The organism is Mycobacterium sp. TY815 (genome assembly GCF_030755135.1).
GTDB lineage: Bacteria > Actinomycetota > Actinomycetes > Mycobacteriales > Mycobacteriaceae > Mycobacterium.
Genome location: NZ_JAUFRX010000003.1, coordinates 116,849 through 136,787, shown reverse-complemented (window position 1 = coordinate 136,787; position 19,939 = coordinate 116,849). Strand labels below are relative to the sequence as shown.

Annotated in this window: 16 protein-coding genes; 5 read left to right on the top strand and 11 right to left on the bottom strand. The window is 67.4% G+C overall.

What is annotated here, in order from left to right; genetic code table 11:
- Positions 1-373 precede the first annotated feature (373 nt).
- From aftB to glf, 5 genes are read right to left on the bottom strand one after another with little or no spacing between them, the layout of a single operon-like run.
- Positions 374-2,353 (bottom strand): terminal beta-(1->2)-arabinofuranosyltransferase, encoded by a 1,980-nt coding sequence (aftB, locus tag QXK92_RS26410; RefSeq protein WP_371934618.1) that lies wholly within the window; start codon positions 2,351-2,353, stop codon positions 374-376.
- Complete coding sequence (locus QXK92_RS26405; RefSeq protein ID WP_306246725.1) at positions 2,340-3,290, bottom strand: decaprenyl-phosphate phosphoribosyltransferase; 951 nt, start codon at positions 3,288-3,290, stop codon at positions 2,340-2,342. Before QXK92_RS26405 ends, aftB begins: the two co-directional genes overlap by 14 nt.
- Positions 3,287-3,826, bottom strand: coding sequence for a phosphatase PAP2 family protein (locus QXK92_RS26400; protein ID WP_306246723.1), 540 nt, complete (start codon positions 3,824-3,826; stop codon positions 3,287-3,289). Before QXK92_RS26400 ends, QXK92_RS26405 begins: the two co-directional genes overlap by 4 nt.
- Complete coding sequence (locus QXK92_RS26395) at positions 3,819-5,729, bottom strand: glycosyltransferase (RefSeq protein WP_306246722.1); 1,911 nt, start codon at positions 5,727-5,729, stop codon at positions 3,819-3,821. The genes QXK92_RS26400 and QXK92_RS26395 overlap by 8 nt, the downstream gene beginning before the upstream one ends.
- The gene (glf, locus tag QXK92_RS26390) at positions 5,726-6,928 is read right to left on the bottom strand and encodes a UDP-galactopyranose mutase (RefSeq protein WP_306246720.1); all 1,203 of its coding nucleotides are present in this window, start codon (positions 6,926-6,928) and stop codon (positions 5,726-5,728) included. The genes QXK92_RS26395 and glf overlap by 4 nt, the downstream gene beginning before the upstream one ends.
- A gap of 235 nt (positions 6,929-7,163) precedes the next feature.
- On the opposite strand from glf, the gene QXK92_RS26385 reads away from it, so the two are divergent.
- The 3 genes from QXK92_RS26385 (at position 7,164) to QXK92_RS26375 (ending at position 12,092) form a co-directional block, all read left to right on the top strand.
- Positions 7,164-8,123 carry a hypothetical protein gene (locus QXK92_RS26385; RefSeq protein WP_306246718.1) on the top strand — a complete coding sequence of 320 codons (960 nt, stop codon included), beginning with the start codon at positions 7,164-7,166 and terminating at the stop codon, positions 8,121-8,123.
- A 312-nt stretch (positions 8,124-8,435) separates the two neighbouring features.
- Positions 8,436-10,052 (top strand): LGFP repeat-containing protein, encoded by a 1,617-nt coding sequence (locus QXK92_RS26380; protein ID WP_306247928.1) that lies wholly within the window; start codon positions 8,436-8,438, stop codon positions 10,050-10,052.
- Between the two features lie 9 nt (positions 10,053-10,061).
- Positions 10,062-12,092, top strand: coding sequence for an alanine racemase (locus QXK92_RS26375; RefSeq protein WP_306246716.1), 2,031 nt, complete (start codon positions 10,062-10,064; stop codon positions 12,090-12,092).
- On the opposite strand, the gene QXK92_RS26370 is transcribed toward QXK92_RS26375, so the two are convergent.
- Positions 11,979-12,611, bottom strand: a complete 633-nt coding sequence (locus QXK92_RS26370; protein ID WP_306246714.1) for a hypothetical protein — start codon at positions 12,609-12,611, stop codon at positions 11,979-11,981. The genes QXK92_RS26375 and QXK92_RS26370 overlap by 114 nt on opposite strands.
- A gap of 47 nt (positions 12,612-12,658) precedes the next feature.
- Positions 12,659-13,675 carry an AraC family transcriptional regulator gene (locus QXK92_RS26365; protein WP_306246712.1) on the bottom strand — a complete coding sequence of 339 codons (1,017 nt, stop codon included), beginning with the start codon at positions 13,673-13,675 and terminating at the stop codon, positions 12,659-12,661.
- Positions 13,676-13,747: 72 nt separating this feature from the next.
- Here QXK92_RS26365 and QXK92_RS26360 point away from each other — a divergent pair, with 72 nt between their 5' ends.
- Complete coding sequence (locus tag QXK92_RS26360; RefSeq protein WP_306246710.1) at positions 13,748-15,061, top strand: cytochrome P450; 1,314 nt, start codon at positions 13,748-13,750, stop codon at positions 15,059-15,061.
- 80 nt (positions 15,062-15,141) lie between these two features.
- Positions 15,142-16,623, top strand: a complete 1,482-nt coding sequence (locus tag QXK92_RS26355) for a PE family protein (RefSeq protein ID WP_306246708.1) — start codon at positions 15,142-15,144, stop codon at positions 16,621-16,623.
- 10 nt (positions 16,624-16,633) lie between these two features.
- Here the strand turns inward: QXK92_RS26355 and QXK92_RS26350 are convergent, their stop codons facing one another.
- The 4 genes from QXK92_RS26350 to QXK92_RS26335 form a co-directional block, all read right to left on the bottom strand.
- Positions 16,634-17,092: a DUF350 domain-containing protein gene (locus QXK92_RS26350; RefSeq protein ID WP_065049165.1), complete on the bottom strand. Its 459-nt coding sequence runs from the start codon at positions 17,090-17,092 to the stop codon at positions 16,634-16,636.
- 29 nt (positions 17,093-17,121) lie between these two features.
- Complete coding sequence (locus tag QXK92_RS26345) at positions 17,122-18,288, bottom strand: glutathionylspermidine synthase family protein (RefSeq protein ID WP_306246705.1); 1,167 nt, start codon at positions 18,286-18,288, stop codon at positions 17,122-17,124.
- The gene (locus tag QXK92_RS26340) at positions 18,285-18,998 is read right to left on the bottom strand and encodes a hypothetical protein (RefSeq protein WP_306246703.1); all 714 of its coding nucleotides are present in this window, start codon (positions 18,996-18,998) and stop codon (positions 18,285-18,287) included. Before QXK92_RS26340 ends, QXK92_RS26345 begins: the two co-directional genes overlap by 4 nt.
- 82 nt (positions 18,999-19,080) lie before the next feature.
- A complete protein-coding gene (locus QXK92_RS26335; protein WP_306246700.1) occupies positions 19,081-19,929 on the bottom strand; it encodes an HAD family hydrolase in 849 nt (282 codons plus the stop codon).
- Between the last annotated feature and the right edge of the window lie 10 nt (positions 19,930-19,939).

Genomic DNA, 19,939 nt, shown 5'->3' with positions numbered 1-19,939 from the left:
CATCCTTGTTGGGCACATCCTTACGCATCGCTGTGCTTGGGGCGTGTCCCGAATTGGGTCAGACTGCACGCACGCGGCGCTGCAGTGCACCCGTAGTCAACCACACCTTGAGGCTCCAGCTCTCCTCCGGGACGCCTCCCGCGGCGCCATCCGGCGACGTTTCCGCGCTGTTTCAGCCCGCCGATCGGCCGTCGAAAATGTCGTTTCCGCATGTGCCCGGTGACGGGTGCACGCTGGTGACGGCTCACTTGTGATGTTGCTGCCGGTCTCCGGCCGACACTCGATCCACAGCGCCGACACCTCGCGCCGCGATTCTTAAAAAAATTCTGAGCTTCGGCGCCCGCGGCTGCCGATTTCGCTTCCAAGAGAGCCGTCACTCACGCGGTGGTGTGGGTGGCACCTTCGGCACCTCGAGGCCACACTTGACCAGTTCATACAGCGGTACCCGGTCGATGCGGTACTGCGTGAATTCATAGGCGTGCAGCACATTGGAGAAGAACCGGCGCAGGGTCATCGGGGCGCGCACCGAGTTGAGCACCGCCTGGGTCGCAGGGCACTTCAGCGCCGCCTCGGCCTCGGCAACCCACTGCTGATCGAGGTAGCCGGGGATGCCCGGCGGCCACTTCACCCACGGCCCGTCCGCCACCACCCAGTCCGGGAACAGGTTCTTGTCATGGCCGATACGTCCATGCTTGAGCCGCTCGGTGTGGGCGGCCAGCGGGTTCGCCAGCCCGATCTGGTCGATCACGCGGACGTCGAGCCCGACGTTCATGCCCACCATGCCCAGGTTGGTGAAGAACACCGTGTGCTGCGGCTTCTGGTCGGCAGGGATGCCCGGGGCGCTACCGGGCGGGATCATCGGCACCAGGTCCCACTGCGTGTAGTTGCCCGACGGCAGCAGCAGCGCGCCATTAGGAGTGTTGTCGAGCGCCACCAGCACGGCCGCCATCCGCGGGTAGTCGAGGTAGTCCGCGGCGGTGAGCGGATGCGCGCGGCCGGTGGCCTGGGCGTAGAACCGGCGCTCGTCGACGATGCCGGAGTAACTGACGTGGGTGGCGTCGTCGCCCATTCCGGGCGAATTCGCCGCCCACAGCGACCACCCGGCCACCGCCAGCCAGAGCGCGCTCACCCCCCCGGCCAGCCAGTAGCCGGCCCCCTTGGAGAAGTCTTTCCCGTCCGGAATCACCACCGGGATAACGGCCACTGGCGCCAGCAAACAGAACAGCGGAGTCAGCAGCACCCGTCCGTGCATGAAGTCACCGCCCTGCCGGATCCAGTACAGGGCCTGCAGCAGGCCGCTGACCACCATCCACGTCACCACGGCGGTGGGACTCTGGACCGCGCGGGCCACCCGCCCGTAGCCGGGTGCCAGCGTCGGGCGCATGAACGAAGGCCGGCGCCGGGCCAGCATCAACACGACCCCCAGCGGCACCAGCAGCACGACCGGCACCCAGAGGGAGTACGGCGCGTTGAAGTTCGCGAGATAGGTCAAACCCTGTGACCACTTGTCTCCGGCCGCGTCCTTGGCCAGCGCGGTACCGGGGACCAGCAGACCGTAGTAGCCCATCCGGAAGATCTGATACCCCACCGGAAGCAATCCGCCGCACAGCACGATCAGTCCCCGGCGTCCCCAACTGCGGGCGGCGATCATCATCATGATCAGCGCAGCGCCGCCGATCAGCGCCAGTTCGGGGCGCACCAGCACGCTGCAACCCGCGACGAAGGCGAGCACACCGATAAACCACGAACTTTCCGGGCGCACCCGCAACGGCTGCGCCCAGCAAACCATCATCCACCACAGCAGGCCGACATAGGCCATCACCAGACCGCTCTCCAGGCCTGACGTCGCGAAGTCGCGCGCCGGGGGTACCGCGATGTAGACGAGTGCACCGGCCGGCAGCATGATCGCCCGGCGGGAGCGCAGGCTGGGCGCGTACAACCGGCCCGTCCCCAACATCAACAACACCACGCCCAGCACCGACAGCGTCAGGGCCACGGCCAGCGCCACGTACTCGAGCCGCACCGGCCCGCCCACCCAGCTGCACACGTAAAGCAGGTAGGTCCAGACGGTGGAGGTGTTGGCCTCCACCCGCTCGCCCGCGTTGAACACCGGCCCGTTGCCGGCCAACAGGTTTCGCACCGTGCGCAGCACGATCAGCCCGTCGTCGGCGATCCAGCGGCGTTGCCAGGCACCCCAGCCGAACAGCACGGCAACCAGCGCCACGCTCACCCACAGACTGACCCGCACCGTGGTGGTGTACGGGAAGACCGGCCACTTGACCCGCCGGACGGCGGGACGCCGCGCCAGGGCGGCCGCCTGGAGGGCCTTGAATCTTTCGCTAGCCGAAAGCAACAGCAGCACCAACTGTTGCGATCCACGCCAGGGCCAACAGCTGCAGCACGCGGTCGCGCAGCGCGATGTCCTCGGGTTCCCCGGCCAGCCCGCCGTCGACGTCCACCGCGTAGCGCAGGATCGCGATAGTGAACGGAATCATCGACACCGCGAACCAGGAACCCGAATAGCGGTCACGCTCGAATGCCCACAAGCCGTAGGACATCACCACCGCCGTCGCTGACAGCGTCCAGACGAACCGCAGATACGTGCTGGTGTAGCTCTCCAGCGACTTGCGGATCTGGGCGCCGGTGCGTTCGGACAGTTGCAGCTCGGCGTACCGCTTGCCGGCCACCATGAACAGCGACCCGAACGCCGCGGTCAACAGGAACCACTGGGACAACGGGATGCCGGTGGCCGCGCCGCCGGCGATGGCACGGATCAGGTACGCCGAGGACACGATGCAGATGTCGATCACGGCTTGGTGTTTGAGCCCGTAGCAGTACCCCAGCTGCATCACCAGGTAGACCGCCATGACCACCGCCAGGTTGGGCGTCAGCCACCAGGACAGCCCGAGCGACGCGGCACCCAGCACCACGGCCAGCGTGTAGGCCAGCCACGGGGGCACCACGCCGGCGGCGATCGGCCGGAACCGCTTGGTGGGGTGCTCGCGGTCGGCTTCGACGTCGCGCACGTCGTTGATCAGGTAGATGGCCGAGGCCGCCAGGCTGAACACCACGAACGCGATCGCCACCTTGACGCCCATGGCGCCCCAGTCGTACGGCACGACGTGGCCGGCGGCATCGCGCGGGCGGGTGTGGTCGCCGCTGCCGGCCGCGGCCAACGGCGCGGCCAGGACCAGCACGTTCTTCACCCACTGCCGGGGGCGGACCGCCTTGATCACCCCGGTCACCAGGTTCTTCGGAGGACCGCTCACTTCCATCAGATCGTCGCTCATCGCACCCACCTTTGTCGGGCCGCGCTGTCCACCCGGACGGCTGCTGCGGCAACCCCGGCACCGAGAGCAACGCCGGCGGCGACGTCGCTGGGATAGTGCACACCCAGCAGTATTCGTGACAGCGCCATGGGTGGTACCAACACCACCGGTAGCGGCAGGCCGGTAACCCGGCCGAGCAGGATCGCAGCGGCCGTCGTCGACGTGGCGTGCGCCGACGGGAAGCTGAGCTGACTGGGGGTGCCAACGTTGACCATCACCGCAGGATGATGTGGCCGTTTGCGCCGGACCACCCGCTTGACCACCACGGCTGCGGCATGTGCGGCGAAGGTGCCGGCACCGGCCAGCGCCCAGTCCCGGCGCCGGCGCGGATCCACAGCGGCCCCCAGCAGGGCGATGAGCAGCCAGCCGATGCTGTGCTCACCGAAGTACGACATGGCACGGGTCGCCGGCAGAACACCCGGCCGCTGCGTCAATGCCGACTGGACAGCCACCATCGCGGCGACTTCACCGCTCGGCGGCTCAGCCGGTTCAACCATGGCGGGCCGCACCGGCAGCGTCGGCCGAGCCATTCACGGGCAGCACCATCTCCCACTTCTGCTTGCTCGACAGCACGGGCAGCGCGTCGCGGTACACCCGGCGCATCTCGTCGAAACGGCGCGCCAGCTGGCGCTGCCTGCGCAACGACGCCAGCAGCAGCGAGAACATCTTGGCCCGGTCGCGCTGCCGGTAGACCACGCCGCAGCCGTCGGCGGTGGTGACGGTGACGCCGTCCACCGTGCAGAGCCGGAACCAGCGCGCGTCCTGGGTGGGGACGTTGAACTCCGGACGCTGGTGGTGAGCCGGGTCGGCGGCCTTGAGGTTGTGCAGGATTCCGCGGGCCAGCCGGTAGCTGATCACCACCGGGTTCACCGGCGGCTTCATCACCTTGTTCTTGTGCAGCGGCGCGGGCAGCTCGCTGGCCGCGGGGAGCACCACCGCGTCCGGGTACGCCTCGCGCATCCGGCGCACCTCCGGCAGCGCCGACTCCAGGATGGAGAAGATGTGCTCCGGGCCGGCCAGGAAGTCGTCGATGGCCCTGTTCTGAATCTCGACCGTCGAATACTCAAGGCAGGCAAGGTGTTTCAGCGTCGCCTTGAGGTGGCTGCGGACCAGGCCGGACACGTCGCCGTCCCAGTGCATCGCGGCCACCACCAGCCGGTTGCGCAGATGGAAGTAGGCCTGCCAGTCGATGGCGTCGTCCTTGTCGCTCCAGGCCATGTGCCAGATGGCGGCGCCGGGCAAGGTGACGGTCGGGTACCCGTGCTCGGCGGCACGCAGGCCGTAGTCGGCGTCGTCCCACTTGATGAACAGCGGCAGCGGCTGACCCAGCTCCTCGGCGACCTGGCGCGGGATCATGCACGTCCACCAGCCGTTGTAGTCGACGTCGATGCGCCGGTGCAGCAGCTTGCTCTTGTCCTCGTTGTCGTTGAGGGGGTACTCGGCGAAGTCGTGGTCGTACTCGGCGTGCGGAGCGGCGGTCCACATGAAGTTCGAGCGGTCCACCACCTCACCCATGATGTGCAGGTGCGACGGCTCCTGCAGGTTGAGCATCTGCCCGCCGACCAGCATCGGGGTCTTGGCGAACCGGCTCATCGCCAGCACCCGCAGGATCGAGTCCGGCTCGATGCGGATGTCGTCGTCCATGAACAGGATCTGTTGGCAGTCGGTATTTTTCAGCGCCTCGTACATCACCCGGCTGTAGCCGCCGGACCCGCCCAGGTTGGGCTGGTTGTGGATAGACAGACGGGCGCCCAGCCGCTCGGCGGCCGCCGGGAAGTCGGGGTGGTCACGCACCTTGCGGGCGCCCTGATCGGGCACGATCACCGCGCCGATCACCTCGTCCACCAGCGGATCGGCGGTGAGTTCGCGCAGCGCGTTGACGCAGTCCGCAGGGCGGTTGAAGGTCGGGATGCCGACGGCGATGTTGGCCCTTCCCGGAGCCGGCGTGGGGGCGTACCAGCCGCCGCCCAGCAGGGCGACCTTGGTGTCGGTGGTGATGTCGAACCAGATCCAGCCGCCGTCCTCGAACGGCTGCAGGCTGACCTCGATCTCCAGCACCGCCGGGTTTTCGTCGGTGCCGCTGAATCCGCGGCCCTCGATGAAGATCCGGGCACCGGTGGCCTTGGTCCGGTAGAGGTCGATGCGCCCGGTGCCGGTCAACTCGACGCGCAGCACCACCGAGGAGCAGATCGACCAGCGCCGCCAGTAGCTGGCCGGGAACGCGTTGAAGTAGGTCGCGAACGACACCTCGGACTCGCCGCCGATCTGCAGCGAGGTGCGGCTGGTCGCGTGCGCCCGGCGGGCGTTGGTGGTCGACTCCTCCAGGTACAGCTTGCGTACGTCGAGGGGCTCGCCGGGGCGCGGCAGGATGATCCGCGACAGCAGACTGACGGCGGTCATGAGGCGGCCTCGGCCGTCAGGGGTGCGCCGTCGCGCAGGTGTGGCGCAAGGACGTTGTCGTACATGCTCAAAGCGCTGGCAATAGCCATATGCATATCCAGATATTGGTAGGTGCCCAAGCGTCCGCCGAACAGAACTTTCGCTGCCGCGGTCTCGGACTTCGCCCTGGCCCGGTAGGCGGCCAACAGGGCGCGGTCGGCCTCGGTATTGATCGGATAGTAGGGCTCGTCGTCGTCTTCGGCGAACCGGGAGTACTCGCGCATGATCACCGTCTTATCGGTCGGGTAATCGCGCTCGGGATGGAAGTGCCGGAACTCATGAATACGCGTGTGCGCGACATCTGGATCGTTGTAATTCATCACCGGGGTGCCTTGAAAGTCGCCGATCGGAAGCACTTCCAACTCGAAGTCCAGCGTGCGCCAGCCCAGCCGGCCTTCCGCATAGTCGAAGTAGCGGTCCAGCGGTCCGGTGTACACCACGGGAGCGTCCGGGTTGGCCGCGCGCAGCTCGTCGCGCACGTCGAACCAATCGGTGTCCAGGCGCACCTCGATGCGGTCGTCGGCGGCCATGTTCTGCAGCCAGGCGGTGTAGCCGTCGACCGGCAGGCCCTCGTAGGTGTCACTGAAGTAGCGGTTGTCGAAGGTGTAGCGCACCGGCAGACGGGTGATGTTGGCCGCCGGCAGTTCTTTCGGGTCGGTCTGCCACTGCTTGGCGGTGTAGCCCTTGACGAACGCCTCGTACAGCGGCCGGCCGATCAGCGAGATGGCCTTCTCTTCGAGGTTCTGCGCGTCGGCGGTGTCGATCTCCGCCGCCTGCTCGGCGATGAGCTTGCGGGCTTCCTCCGGGCTGAAGTAGCGGCCGAAGAACTGCGACACCAGGCCCAGCCCCATCGGGAACTGGTAGGCCTGCCCGTTGTGCATGGCGAACACCCGGTGCTGGTAGCCGGTGAAGTCGGTGAACTGCCGCACGTAGTCCCACACCTTCTTATTGGAGGTGTGGAACAGGTGCGCGCCGTACTTGTGGACTTCGATCCCGGTCTGCGGCTCCGGTTCGGAATAGGCGTTACCGCCGAGGTGCGGGCGCCGCTCGACAACGAGGACCCGCTTGTCGAGTTGAGTGGCCACGCGCTCGGCGATCGTCAGGCCGAAGAATCCGGAGCCGACGACGATGAGGTCGTAGCGACCAAGAGGAGCAGTCATCGGTTGCCTAGGGTATCCGACCTTGCTGCCAAAACCCGACTTGGCGGGTCGGCCCGCCCGCGGTTTTCCCAGGTTCCGGCCTCATGTGCGGCGTGCCATCTGGCGAACGTCACACCTTCGAACCACTCCCCTCACGATTCGGTCTCGCCACACTAGTCACAAGATTCTCACTCGTACCATCGGTCATGTGGGTCTCCGACCCCGCCTCCACATAATCCAGATTGAGGAGACTTCCGTGCCGAACCGACGCCGACGCAAGCTCTCGAAGACTATGAGCGCGGTCGCCGCCCTGGCCGTCGCAAGTCCGTGTGCTTATTTTCTTGTCTACGAATCAACCGCCGACACCAAGCCGGTGGAGCACCACGAGTTCAAGCGGGCGGCCAGTGTCGCCGACCTGCCCAACGAGCTGATCTCCGCGCTGTCCCAGGGCCTGTCCCAGTTCGGCGTCAACCTGCCGCCGGTGCCCGCACTCGGCGGCGCCAGCGGAGCCAGCACTGGTCTGGGCACCACGGGTCTGGGAACCACCCCTGGCCTGGCCAGCCCTGGCCTCGGCACCGCCGGCCTGGGAACCACTCCCGGCCTGGCCAGCCCGGGCCTGACTCCCACTACGCCCGGCGCGTTGCCCGGCACCTCGCTGATGCCGCCGACGGCGGCCACGGGCGCGGGCGTCAACCCGGCCCTGACCAGCCCGACCGGGGTGGCCCCCGGCCTGACGAGCCCGTCGGCGCTGAGCCCGGCCACCGCAACCGGTGAGGTCCCGATCAGCACCCCGGTCGGATTGGACCCGGGTGCCGACGGCACCTACCCGATCCTGGGTGACACCTCCGGGCTCGGCGGCGGCGGTACCGGCCTGTCGCCGGTCAGTCCGGCCGGCAGCGGCAGCGGCGGTGGCGGCGGTCTGGTCAGCGACCTGATGCAGGCGGCCAACCAGCTGGGCGCCAGTCAGGCGATCGACCTGCTCAAGGGCCTGATCATGCCGGCGATCATGCAGCAGGTGCAGGGCGGTGCCGCCGGAGCTCCGGCAGCGGCGGGTGCCGCACCCGCGCTGCCCGGCGTGGCCGGTCTGACACCGGTCCTGCCCACCGCGGGTGCGCCCGGCGTACCCGCTGTGCCCGCCATTCCGGCGGCGGGAGCACCGGCAGCCGCAATCCCGGCGGTGCCGGCGGCAGCGGTGGCGGGGGCGCCACCGGTTTAAGCCTGTCACGTGACGGCACCGCAGAGTCGGCGCTGGGCTCCCGGCAACCCGCCCAGCCATAAATACTCTGCGGTGTCGTCGACAGCTTTCCCGCGCGTCTCACCTCGCGAGCAGGGGCACCTCCCTCTCGCGGGCGGGGGGCACCTCCCCCTCGCGGGCGGGGGGCACCTCCCCCTCGCGAGCAGGGGCACCTAAGCCTCGCGAGCAGACGCAAAGTCCCGTTGGAGCACACGTTCCAGTGCGATTTCGCGTCTGCTCGCGAGAAATGCCGTGTCGCCCCAGAAGAAACAGCAGTCACACAAGTAACATCGCCTGGTGTCCCGCGGTCGCACACCCACGATGTTGCTCACCGCCGCCCTGGCGACGGTCGTCATCGTGTCGTGGGTGCTCATGCGCCCCCCGGCCGGCAGCCACCCGCCGGCGCCCGCACGCGACACCCAACTCGCCGAGCGGCCACTGGTCGGCCTCGGCGGTGGCGTGACCGTCCGCGAACTGACCCAGGACACACCGTTCTCCCTGGTCGCGCTCACCGGCGACCTGGCCGGCACCTCCGCCAGGGTGCGCGCCAGGAAGCCCGACGGCTCATGGGGTCCCTGGTATCAGACCGAATACCAGACTTCGGCGCCCAACGGCGCGACGGCGGAGCCGCGCAGTACCGACCCGGTGTTCGTCGGCACCACCACGGCCGTGGAGATCGCCGTCACCCGCCCGGTGGACGCCCCGGTGACGCAGCCCCCACCCGCGCCGTCGCACCAGGATGATCTGGGCTACCGGCCGGCCACCAAGGAACAGCCGTTCGCCCAGAACATCAACGCAATCCTCATCTCGCCGCCGCAAGCGCCCGCGGAAACACACTGGACTCCGCCGACCGGAGTCACCATGCCGGGTCAGGCGCCGCAGATCATCAGCCGGGCCGAGTGGGGCGCCGACGAGTCACTGCGCTGCGGCAGCCCGGAATACGACCGCGGCGTGCGCGCGGCGGTGGTCCACCACACCGCCGGCAGCAACGACTACTCGCCGCTGGAATCGGCCGGCATCGTCAAGGCGATCTACACCTACCACAGCAAGACCCTGGGCTGGTGCGACATCGCGTACAACGCCCTGGTCGACAAGTACGGCCAGGTCTTCGAGGGCAGCGCCGGCGGGCTCACCAAGCCGGTCGAGGCGTTCCACACCGGCGGCTTCAACCGCGACACCTGGGGTGTGGCGATGATCGGCAACTTCGACGACGTCGCGCCCACCCCCATCCAGATCCGCACCGTCGGACGCCTGCTGGGTTGGCGGCTGGGGATGGCCGAGGTCGACCCGAAGGCCACCGTGGAACTGGAGTCCGCGGGCAGCTCCTACACCACCTATCCGGCCGGCGCGATAGCCAAGTTGCCGACAATCTTCACCCACCGCGACGTCGGCAACACCGATTGCCCCGGCAACGCCGCCTACGCACTGATGGACGAGATCAGGGACATCGCCGCGCATTTCAACGACCCGCCGGAGGAACTGATCAAGGCGCTGGAAGGCGGCGCCATCTACGAGCACTGGCAGGCGATGGGAGGGATGACCAGCCCGCTGGGTGCTCCCACCTCGCCGGAGGCCGACGGCGCGGACGGATCGAGGTTCGTCACCTTCGCCAAGGGCGCCATGTACTGGTCGCCGACCACCGGGGTGCAGCCGGTCACCGGCGCCATCTACGACGCCTGGGCGGCGCAGAGCTACGAGCACGGCCCGCTGGGGTTGCCGACCAGCGGGGAGATCCAGGAGCCGCTGCGGATCACGCAGAACTTCGTGCACGGGACGCTGAACTTCGAACGGCTGACCGGCAACATGACCCAGGTTCTCGACGGGATCACCACACCGCTGTCCACCCAGCCACCGAGTGGCCCGAACGTTCCGCCCGAACACTTCTCGCTGCCGTCGCACCCGCCCAATTAGTCTGCTGGGGTGCCCGACACGCCCTATCTGCGGATCGATCTCGACCGGGTCCGCGACAACTTTCGGGCGGTGCGGGCGGCATTGCCCGACGCGGACATTCGCTACGCCGTCAAAGCCAACCCGGCCGAACCCATCCTGCGACTGCTCGCCGCCGAGGGATCGGCGTTCGACGTCGCGTCGGCGGGCGAGGCCGACGCCTGCATCGCCGCGCAGATCGGCGGGGACCGGCTGGCGTTCGGCAACACCATCAAGAAACCGGCGGCAGTGGCGGCGGCCTACGGCCGGGGGGTCCGACTGTTCGCCTTCGACACCGAGCACGACCTCGCCGTGCTGGCCGAGTACGCGCCTGGGTCCACGGTGGAATGCCGTATCGCCCCTCCGTTTCCGTCCTCGGTGACCCCGTTCGGTCACAAGTTCGGTTGCGCCCCAGCGCACGCCGCTGAACTGCTCAACCTGGCCCGGGCACGGGGGCTGGTCGCCGGGGGCGTCAGCTTCCACGTGGGCTCGCAGCAACTCGACGTTTCCGCGTGGGACCTGGGCATCGCCTGCGCTGCTGGGATATTCGATGAAGTCGAGGGGCTGACGACGATCAACGCCGGCGGCGGATTCCCGCTGCCGTATGCCGGCACCGCACCCGAACTGGCGACGATCGCTGAGGTCATCGCATCGGCAATGCGGCGGCATTTCGGTTCGCAACCACCACGATTGGCGCTGGAGCCGGGACGGGCGATCGTCGGCTCCGCCGGCACCATCGCCGCCGAGGTGGTGTCGGTGCGGACCGGAACCGACGGCCGGCGCTGGGTCTATCTCGATGTCGGCCGTTACAGCGGTCTCGCCGAAACCGAGAACGAGTACATCCGCTACCGACTGCGGACGCAGCGCGACGGTGACGCCATTGCCGACGCGGTGTTGGCGGGGCCGACGTGTGACGGTGACGACGTGCTGTACCAGTGCTACCCGCTGCCGGTCACGCTGCGACCGGGCGACGGGGTGCAGATCTGCGACAGCGGTGCCTACACCGCGAGTTACGCATCCGTGCGATTCAACGGATTCGAGCCGCTGCCAACGCTTTTCGGCACGACGGAAAGTGCCGGCCGGACCATCGTCGAGCCACTGACATCGGGGCTCACCCGAAGCTGGACGCTGTCCGAGGTGATCCGCGACGTGCGCACCGACTACCAGGAACTGGTCATCGCTCGCACCGATCAGGGCGTGGCGTTGTTCAGCGACGGTGAACGCCAGAGCACCGCATTCAGTCAGCTGGTCTATCACGAGGCGCTGCTGGTGCCCGCGCTGCTGCTGGCCGGGCGTTTGGAGCGGGTGCTGATCATCGGCTCCGGGGAAGGCGTGGCCAGCCAGATGGCGATCGCGGCGGGAGCCGCCCACGTCGACCACGTCGACATCGACCGCGATGCGGTGCGGCTGTGCGCCGAACACCTGCCCTACGGCTACTCGATCGACGAATTACGCAGGGCTGAACAGGGATTCGGTCCGGTCACGATGCACTACCGCGACGGTTGGGACTTCGTGCAGCAATGCACCTCACCCTATGACATCGTGGTGGTGGATCTGCCCGACGAGCGCCCGGAGCCCGCTCAGCACAATCGACTGTACGACAACGGCTTTCTGGACCGGTGCCGCCGGATCGGCCGGGTCGTCGTCGGCCAGGCGGGCTGCCCTACCCTGTGGCGCAACGAGACGCTGCACCGGTCGTGGCGGCGATATCACGAAACATTCTCCACCACAGTGTATTTCGGTAGCGACGAGCACGAGTGGGCGTTCCTGTCCGGCCTTGCCGAGTTTGTCGCCGACCCGGTGGCCCTGATGTCCGAACGGCTGCCCACCCTGGCGTACCGGCCGCAGACCATCGACGCCGTGTCGCTGATCGCCGCTACGGTGCCACCGAAAAGCCTGCGCGACGCCGGGTCAGCGCAGAACCGTGGCGCGCCTGCGGATGCCGCGCAGCATTCCGCGTTCCATGACGAAGTGCGGAATGTCGAAGAAGGCCATGCCGGCAACGCCACCGGTACCCCGCGCTAGCAAGCGGGTCCCGCCGTCCTGCGGGCGCAGGTAGAACCCCCACGATGCGATGGCCTTCTCGCCGCGCTGCACCCGCTCGAAGTCCGCCGGCGACATCAACACCAGGTGCGATCCGGGTTCGACCGCGGCGACCACTTGGCTCGCGTTGCGGCCGTACCGGCGAGCCAGCCAGACGATGTCGCCGACGTTCAACTGCTGCCATTCGGGGTGGATGGTGTCGGCGTTGTGAATGCGGGTGCCTGCCAGGCGTTCCAGCCAGTCGTAGCTGTAGAAGCCGCCGCGGCCCTCCCCGATCTGGGCCAGCCACGGCCAGATCGCCGCCGGCGTCGCGGCCACGGTGATGGCGCGGGTAGTACGCACCGCCCCCGGCTGGACCAGCTCGTCGCCGGGCAGCTCGGCGTTGATCTCCTCGTCGGTGGCGCCCCAGTTGTACATCACCGGCCGTCCGACCCAGTTGTACAGGCCGACGATGCCGCCCGCCGTCATCAGCGCTCCCAGCAGCGGCCGTTGGTTAGCCATGGTTGCTGACGTTAACGGTGGCCCCGGCAGCCGGGCAGAGGCTTAAGTCACCGGCGCCGGCTGGGCGGATGGCCGTTCCACCGGATGTGGGCGCGGGTGAACGCGGCCGTCTCGGAATACCCGAGGCGCTGTGCGGTCTCCTCGACGGTCAGTCCCGATTTCAGCAGTTCGCCCGCCAAGGTGGCCCGCACCTCGTCGAGCAGCGCCCGATAGCTGGTGCCCTCGGCGGCCAGCCGGCGGTGCAGGGTGCGCTCGGTGATGCATAGTTCCTTCGCGACCGTCGCCATCGACGGGATCTCCGCCGAATCCTGGATCAGCCTGGTCCGGACGGTCGCCGAGAACCCCCGCCGGGTGCGTCGCCGATTCAACAGCTCCTCGCACTGACGGATGCAGATCGCCGCCGTCTGCGGGTCGGCCGCGGGCATCGGCCGGCCGATCAGGTCGGCCGGGATGATCAGCGCATTGCGCGTGGTGTGCTCGACATGGACGGCCACGCCGTCCAATTCGACTGTCTCCATCGGTAATTGCATATCCGCAAGCTCCATCCGCAGGGTGACGGACGGGTGGTTGGCACCCAGCAGCAACGGCAGCAACCGCAACATGATCGCAAAATCGCGTTCCATGACAAAGCGCCGGACATCGTGCGGAATTGTGTTGTCGCGGAACTCGATGACCGCTTCGCTGCTGGTCACCTCCGCGACCAGGCTCAGATAGGTGTCGGCCAGAGCGGCATAGCGACAGGCGACGTCGATGGCGTCGCCGAACGTGGGACTGGCCATCAGCGCATAGCCGAAGATGCCGGTATCGGCGAGGTTGTACTGCATCCCGGTTTCCATGCCGAGCCCTGGCTTGTCGCCGAGCCGGCCGATCACATTGCGGATCATGGTCAGCTCTTGACTGGCATAGACCTCCGTCGCCGGATCGGCCAAGTCGTCGGATGTCAGCCCCGTTCCGGCGAGGCACGTCGCCGGGTCAAGCCCGTGCCGGCGGCCGGTCTCCAGCAGGTGCCGGCCGGTCGCAGACGACAGCGCCACTTCCCAGACAGGAGATGCAGCACCAACCATTGTCTGAAAATATCAAATCTGTGTCTGGAACGACCATTCTCACGACGTCCGACCCGGCCTAGCGTCATCGGAGTGACGACTGATCTGCTCAGGCCTCCGCCCCGGGCGCTTGCCTCGGCGGCACGGAGCTCGGTCACCGATCTCTGGCGACCCGTCGCCGTCGGCGGTTACCGCGACCTGCGCCGGCCGCATCCGAACTCCGCACCGGCATCGGTGCCGCGCACGACATTCGACCCCACGCTCGTCCGCAACATCGCCAACCCCTATCCCGACTATGAACGGATTCGGGAACACCCCGTGGTGATCAACGAACGTCTCGGCGTCTGGATGGTGGGGCGGTACGACGACGTCCACTCCGCCGTCCGCGACAACACCACGTTCACCTCGCGCGACGGCATCACACTGCGGTCGTTCGCGGCGAACATGGTGGTCTTCACCGACCCACCGGATCACACCCGGCTGCGCCACATCGTGGCACCACTGTTCACCAAGCGGGCCGTCCAGGCGTGGACGACCGACATCCGCGCGCTGGCGGGCGAGGCGATCACCGGGCTCAAGCGCGGCGAGGTGGTGGATCTCGTTCCGGCACTGACCATCCCGATGCCCATCAATGTGATCGCCAACATCCTGGGTATTCCACGGCAACAGTGGCCGGCGTTCCGGGCGGTGTCGGAGAAGTTCGCGCAGATTTTCGCGCCGCGGTCACTATCGCAGATCGTGCGCATGATGGGCTCGGCGATGCAGGCCTATCTGCGGTTGCGTAGCTTCTCTGACGCCGAAATACGCATGCGCGCAACCCAACCCGCCGACGATCTGCTGACCCGCCTGCAGGCCGCCCTCGCCGCCGGGGAGCTGTCGGACAGCGAGGCGTTTCTGTATGTGCTCGTGCTGTTGGTGGCCGGCAACGAGACGACCACGAACCTGCTGGGGATGCTGCTCATCAGGCTCGCCGAGGACCCCGAGTTGTTCGCCGAACTGAAGGCGGACCGTAGCCGCCTCTACGCCGCGGTCGAAGAGACGGCGCGCTGGGGTTCGCCGGTGCAGTGGGTAACCCGGACGGCTACCGCCGACTACGAGATCGGCGACACGGTAATTCCCAAGGGCTCAAGGGCATTGCTGTTCTACGGGGCCGCCAACCGTGATCCCGGCAAGTTCGCCGAGCCGGACCGCTTCGACATCCGGCGCAACACCACCGGGCATCTCGCCTTCGGACACGGCCTGCATTTCTGCCTCGGAGCTCATCTGGCCCGTCTCGAAGCGGCCACGGCCATCGATTGTCTGCTGGACGAGGTGGACGGGTTGGAGCTGGCCGGGCCGGTCCGGTGGAGCATCACGCCGTCGCTGCGCGGACCGGTTTCGTTGCCGGTGCGGCTGACTCGCCGCTGACTTCGGCGAATCTCCGGCGCTGGGGCCGCGCCCGGGATTACCCTCGATTCGGCGGGGAAGTCATTCGAGGGGATTCGGCCATGTCGTACTTGGTCACAACGCCAGATTGGGTCACTGCTGCCGCCGAGGATCTGGCGGGGCTCGGTTCGTCGCTGCAGGAGGTGGCGACGGCGGCCTCGGCGCCCACCACCGGTATCGCGACCGCCGCCGCAGACGAGGTGTCGGCCGCCGTCGCGCAACTGTTCGGCGGCTTCGGCGAGGAGTTTCAGGCCGTCAGCGCGCAGGTGTCCGCGTACCATGCCGACTTCGCACGACTGCTGAACAGCAGCGCAGCGGGTTACGCGAGCGCGGAAATCGCCAATGCCGGAACGGTTCTCGCGAGTGCCGCGACGATCGTTCCGGGAGGCGCGTACGGGCAACTCGTCACCAACACGGCGACCAATCTGCAAGCACTGGGCGGCGCCTGGGCCGCGAACCCGTTCCCCTTCTTCCGGCAGTTCCTGGCCAACCAGGCGGGCTACGCACAGCAGATCGCTACTGCTATCGCGAACATCCCCGCCAACTTGCCCAATCTTCCTGCGGCGATTGAAGCCGCCATCCAGCAGGCGCTGTCCTTCAACGCGGCGTATTACGCACAGCAGTTCATCACCACCCAGATCGGCTTCGCGCAGACGTTCGTGACGTCGGCGATCAACGGGTTCAGCGGTCTGGCCGCGGGGCTGCCGACCTACGTATCGGGACTCCAGGTGGCCGCTCAAACCCTGTTGACCGGTAACTTCACCGGTGCGGTGTCCGACTTCGGCAGGGCCACTCTGGGCCTGCTGGTCACCGGGGTCGAGACCGGGCCGGTGACGACCACCGTGGATCTCCTGAATCTCACCTTCACCGCCACCGTGAATCCCACCATCCTCGGCCCGCTGGGTGACTTCTTCACCATCATGAATCTGCCGGGACGGGAGGCGCAGTACCTCACCAATCTGATGCCGCCGTCCCTCCCCCGGCAGATTTCCCAGAACTTCACGAATGTGCTTAACACGCTTACGGTTCCGAGTATCAGTGCGGAGGCTGACCTCAATATTCTCGCGGGCACCGGAACACTCGAAGCTTTCTTCGGGCTGCCGCTGGTGGCCACCTATGCCGCCGCCGGCGCCCCACTCGCGACGCTGAATGCAATCGCGACGAGCGCCGAAACCTTCGGGCAGCAGATCGCGGCCGGAAACTATCTGGGAGCGACGAGCACACTCTTCGATGCGCCGGCGGTGGCGCTGAACGGCTTCCTCAACGGCAATCTCCCGATCGACACGACGATCAATGTGCCGACCGGATCCGTGGATCCGAATCTGTTCCCCACCAATGTCGCAATCGTCCTGCACCTGCCCTCCGACGGGCTCCTGGTTCCACCCCATCCGGCCACCGCGACAGTCAATGTGCCCCCGTCTCTGCTGACACCGGGCGGTCTTTCACTACCGGTGACGATCTTCGGCACACCGTTCTCGGGACTACTCCCCCTGCTGGTCAACTACACGCCGCAGCAGCTCGCCCTGGCGATCAGGCCCGCGTAGCAACCGAGATTCAGAGAATCGCGACCGACACCACAATCCCGAGCGCGAACTGCGCCGCGGCCACCATCAAGGCGTCGTAGCTGAATTCGTCGGAGTGGAACAACGTGTCCATGTCGATGCCGATCACCACGGTCGCGATCCGCATCATCACCACCTGCGAGGCGATACCGACCAAACCGAACACCGCCGACGCCAGCAGCCCCTCCCGCAGGTTGCCCGACGACGAGTAAATCGCAATGACCACAATGAAAGCCATGCTGACCATTCCGGCCGCGGCCACCAGAATGGCGTTCGGCTTACCCGCGTTGACCATCTTGCGAAGCGGGCCCGGCGTGGTCAGGTCGATGGCATAAAAGCCGACGATCATCAGCACCAGGCCGAGGATCGAGTAGAGCACGATGGCTCCGGCGCCCCGTCCCAGCCAGCTCCAGTAGTCCGAATGCGGCAGCGCAACAATCGTCGTCGTCATCGAAGATCAACTCCGTTCATCTCAAGGGTTCATCTCAGTGGAATTCGGTGTGGAACGAATGCCGCGCCATCGTCGGTGATGAGTCCGGCAGTCTCGCGGATGCCCAGACCCGCGGCGGTGTCGCCGACCACCCAGGCCCCCAAAGCCGGTCGCATGTCGTCGAACTCGGGCAGCGGGTCGAGCAACTGATAGACGAATCCCTCTTCGCCGTAGAAGCCTCCGGTGGCGGTCTCCATGCCGGCGCCGACGACGGTGACGTTCGCCCCTTCACGTCCGAGCTTGGGCTTGCGCACGTACTCGGTGAGCTCGTGCGGGTCGTCGAGGTAGGCCGGCAACAGGTTCGGGTGCCCCGGATACATCTCCCACAGCACCGCCAGGATCGCCTTGTTGGACAGCAGCGTCTTCCACAGCGGTTCGATCCACATGGTCTGCGGCAGCGTCTGCGCCACGTACTTGCCGAACTGATCGTCGAGCACCCATTCCCACGGATGCAGCTTGAAGATCGCCTGGATCGGATCCTCTTCGAGGTCGACGAAGCGCTCCAGCGCGGAGTCCCAGCCGACGTCCTCGATCAACAGCCCGACCGTGTGAAAACCGGCCTCGGCTGCGGTCTCCTGCATATAGGTGGTCGTGATCTGATCCTCGCCGGTGGCCTCCACGCCGGACCAGGCGAAGTGTAATTCGTTGCTGGGCAACAGATCACGGACCACGCCCCAGCGCTCCACCAACTGCTCGTGCAGCGAGTTCCACTGGTCGTCGTCGGGGAACTTGTCCTTCAGCCAATACCATTGCAAGATCGCGGCTTCCAGCAGCGTGGTGGGCGTATCGGCGTTGTATTCCAGCAGCACCGCGGGACGCCGGCCGTCATACCGCAGGTCGAAGCGGCCGTACACGTGCGGATCCGAGCGGCGCCAAGACTCGGCGACGTGCGGCCAACTCCATTCCGGCAAGCCGAAATCCGCGTAGCGCTCCATCAGCACCACTTGCTCGACGGCGTTCAGGCACATCGAGTGCAGCAGCTCGACGTCGGCTTCCAGGGCGAGGATCTCGTCCATCTCGAATTCGTAATAGACCGACTCGTCCCAGTACGGCCGGTCGGCTCCACGTGCGTCACGCGCCGGTGTGCCGTAGACGAGTCCCTGTGATTCGACGATCGACTGCCAGTTCGGCCGCGGCTGAGATCGGGCACGTTTCACGAGCCGCCGCCGCCCTTGCCACCACTGCCTCCGATGCCGCCGCGCTGGATCGTCGTGCCTGACTTGGTGGTGACGTTCGCTCCCTTGGGGATGCTGGTCGATCCGCCGATCGGCCGTTGCCCGACCGAACCGCTGCTGCCGTAGTAGTAGCGGTAGGAGTGTCCGCCCCAGAAGAAGAAGCCGTTCATGCCCGGGGTGTGGCCGGTGCAGTAGCTGTCGGGCACGATCACCGGCTGACCGCTGGGGTCGTCCTGGACGCACTGCGCGGTGACGTTGTCCGGCCGCAGCAACCAGTACCCGACACCCGCCACCAGTCCGACCACGCCGACGGCCGCCGCGGACCCCATCAGGATGCGCTTCTGCTTCTGCCGCTTGGCCTCGGCGGCCTGGCGCGCCTCTTCGAGCTCGCGCTGCTTGTCTTCGTGCTTGCGGCGCGCGCGCAGCTCGGCCGGCGTCGGCGGCCTCGGCTTCGTCGTGGCGGCGTCCTGGAACTGAATGCTGCCCAGGGGTTTCAGCAGGGGTGTGTCCGGCTTGTCAGGCGCGTCCTTGAACGGACGGTTCGCGCCCAGCGAACTGCGGCGCGGACGATCCGCGGCCGGTTTGCCCGGCTCGGGCTTGGTCTCCGCGGGCTTGCTCTCCTCGGTCCCGCGGCCCTCGGCCGGGCCGTCCTCTGTCTTACCCTCTTCAGGCGGATCTGATTCGGAATCCACTAGGTCCCCTCCGGTCCCCGCTCACCGTGGCCCGCATTCCTGATCACGCGGGCAGTCTCCCACATCGTCGCCGCCTGCGTGGCTAAGACCACCAGCGCTCCAGCACGCGCGCCACACCGTCCTGACTGTTGGGCGCGGTGACCTCGTCGGCGGCCGCCAGTGCGTCGGGGTGCGCATTGCCCATCGCCACGCCCAGCCCCGCCTGCAGCAACATCGGCACATCGTTGGGCATGTCGCCGAAGGCGATCACCTCAGACTCGAGAATGCCCAGCGGTTCGGCGACCTCGCGCAGGCCACTGGCCTTACTGATTCCCCGCGGCAGGATCTCCAGCAGGCCGTTGTTCGTCGAGTACGTCAGATCGCTGTCGTCACCGATGTGCCCGGCCAGCGCCGCAGCCATGTCCGCACTGACCGCGCCGGCCTTGCGGATCAGCAACTTGATCGCCGGTGCACTCAGCAAGTCGTCGAACGACACTTCGGTGTTGTCCGGGTTCAGCCACGCGTGCTCGTAGCCGGGCGAGCTGATGAACTGCGGTGTGGCGGTGTCGTGGGCGCGCTCGCCGATGCGCTCGACGGCCAGCCCGGCACCCGGGATGATCCGGCGTGCGACGTCCGCGAGGGTCGCCAGGGTCTCGACCGACAGCGTCTGCGCCGACAACACCCGGTCGTGTTCGGGGTCGTAGATGACCGCACCGTTCGCGCAGACGGCCATCGGCGCGAAACCGAGGGCCTCGACAACCGGCTTGATCCAGCGTGGCGGGCGACCGGTGGCCAGCACGAAGTGAGCACCACCGGCTACCGCGGCCTGAACCGCCGCGCGCGTACGCGCGCTGAGCCTTTCTTCCTCATTGAGCAGGGTGCCGTCGACGTCGCACCCGATGAGCGCAGGCTGCTTCGACGACGGAGTTCGCTCGGCGGTCGGCTCAGGCATCGGATCCCAG

Coding starts and splice junctions, on each gene's coding strand:
- glf (WP_306246720.1), bottom strand. CDS start 6,928: ATGACTGCTCCTCTTGGTCGCTACGACCTCATCGTCGTCGGCTCCGGA.
- QXK92_RS26350 (WP_065049165.1), bottom strand. CDS start 17,092: ATGACGACGACGATTGTTGCGCTGCCGCATTCGGACTACTGGAGCTGG.
- QXK92_RS26355 (WP_306246708.1), top strand. CDS start 15,142: ATGTCGTACTTGGTCACAACGCCAGATTGGGTCACTGCTGCCGCCGAG.
- QXK92_RS26335 (WP_306246700.1), bottom strand. CDS start 19,929: ATGCCTGAGCCGACCGCCGAGCGAACTCCGTCGTCGAAGCAGCCTGCG.
- QXK92_RS26395 (WP_306246722.1), bottom strand. CDS start 5,729: ATGACCGCCGTCAGTCTGCTGTCGCGGATCATCCTGCCGCGCCCCGGC.
- QXK92_RS26405 (WP_306246725.1), bottom strand. CDS start 3,290: ATGAGCGACGATCTGATGGAAGTGAGCGGTCCTCCGAAGAACCTGGTG.
- QXK92_RS26370 (WP_306246714.1), bottom strand. CDS start 12,611: ATGGCTAACCAACGGCCGCTGCTGGGAGCGCTGATGACGGCGGGCGGC.
- QXK92_RS26365 (WP_306246712.1), bottom strand. CDS start 13,675: ATGGTTGGTGCTGCATCTCCTGTCTGGGAAGTGGCGCTGTCGTCTGCG.
- QXK92_RS26400 (WP_306246723.1), bottom strand. CDS start 3,826: ATGGTTGAACCGGCTGAGCCGCCGAGCGGTGAAGTCGCCGCGATGGTG.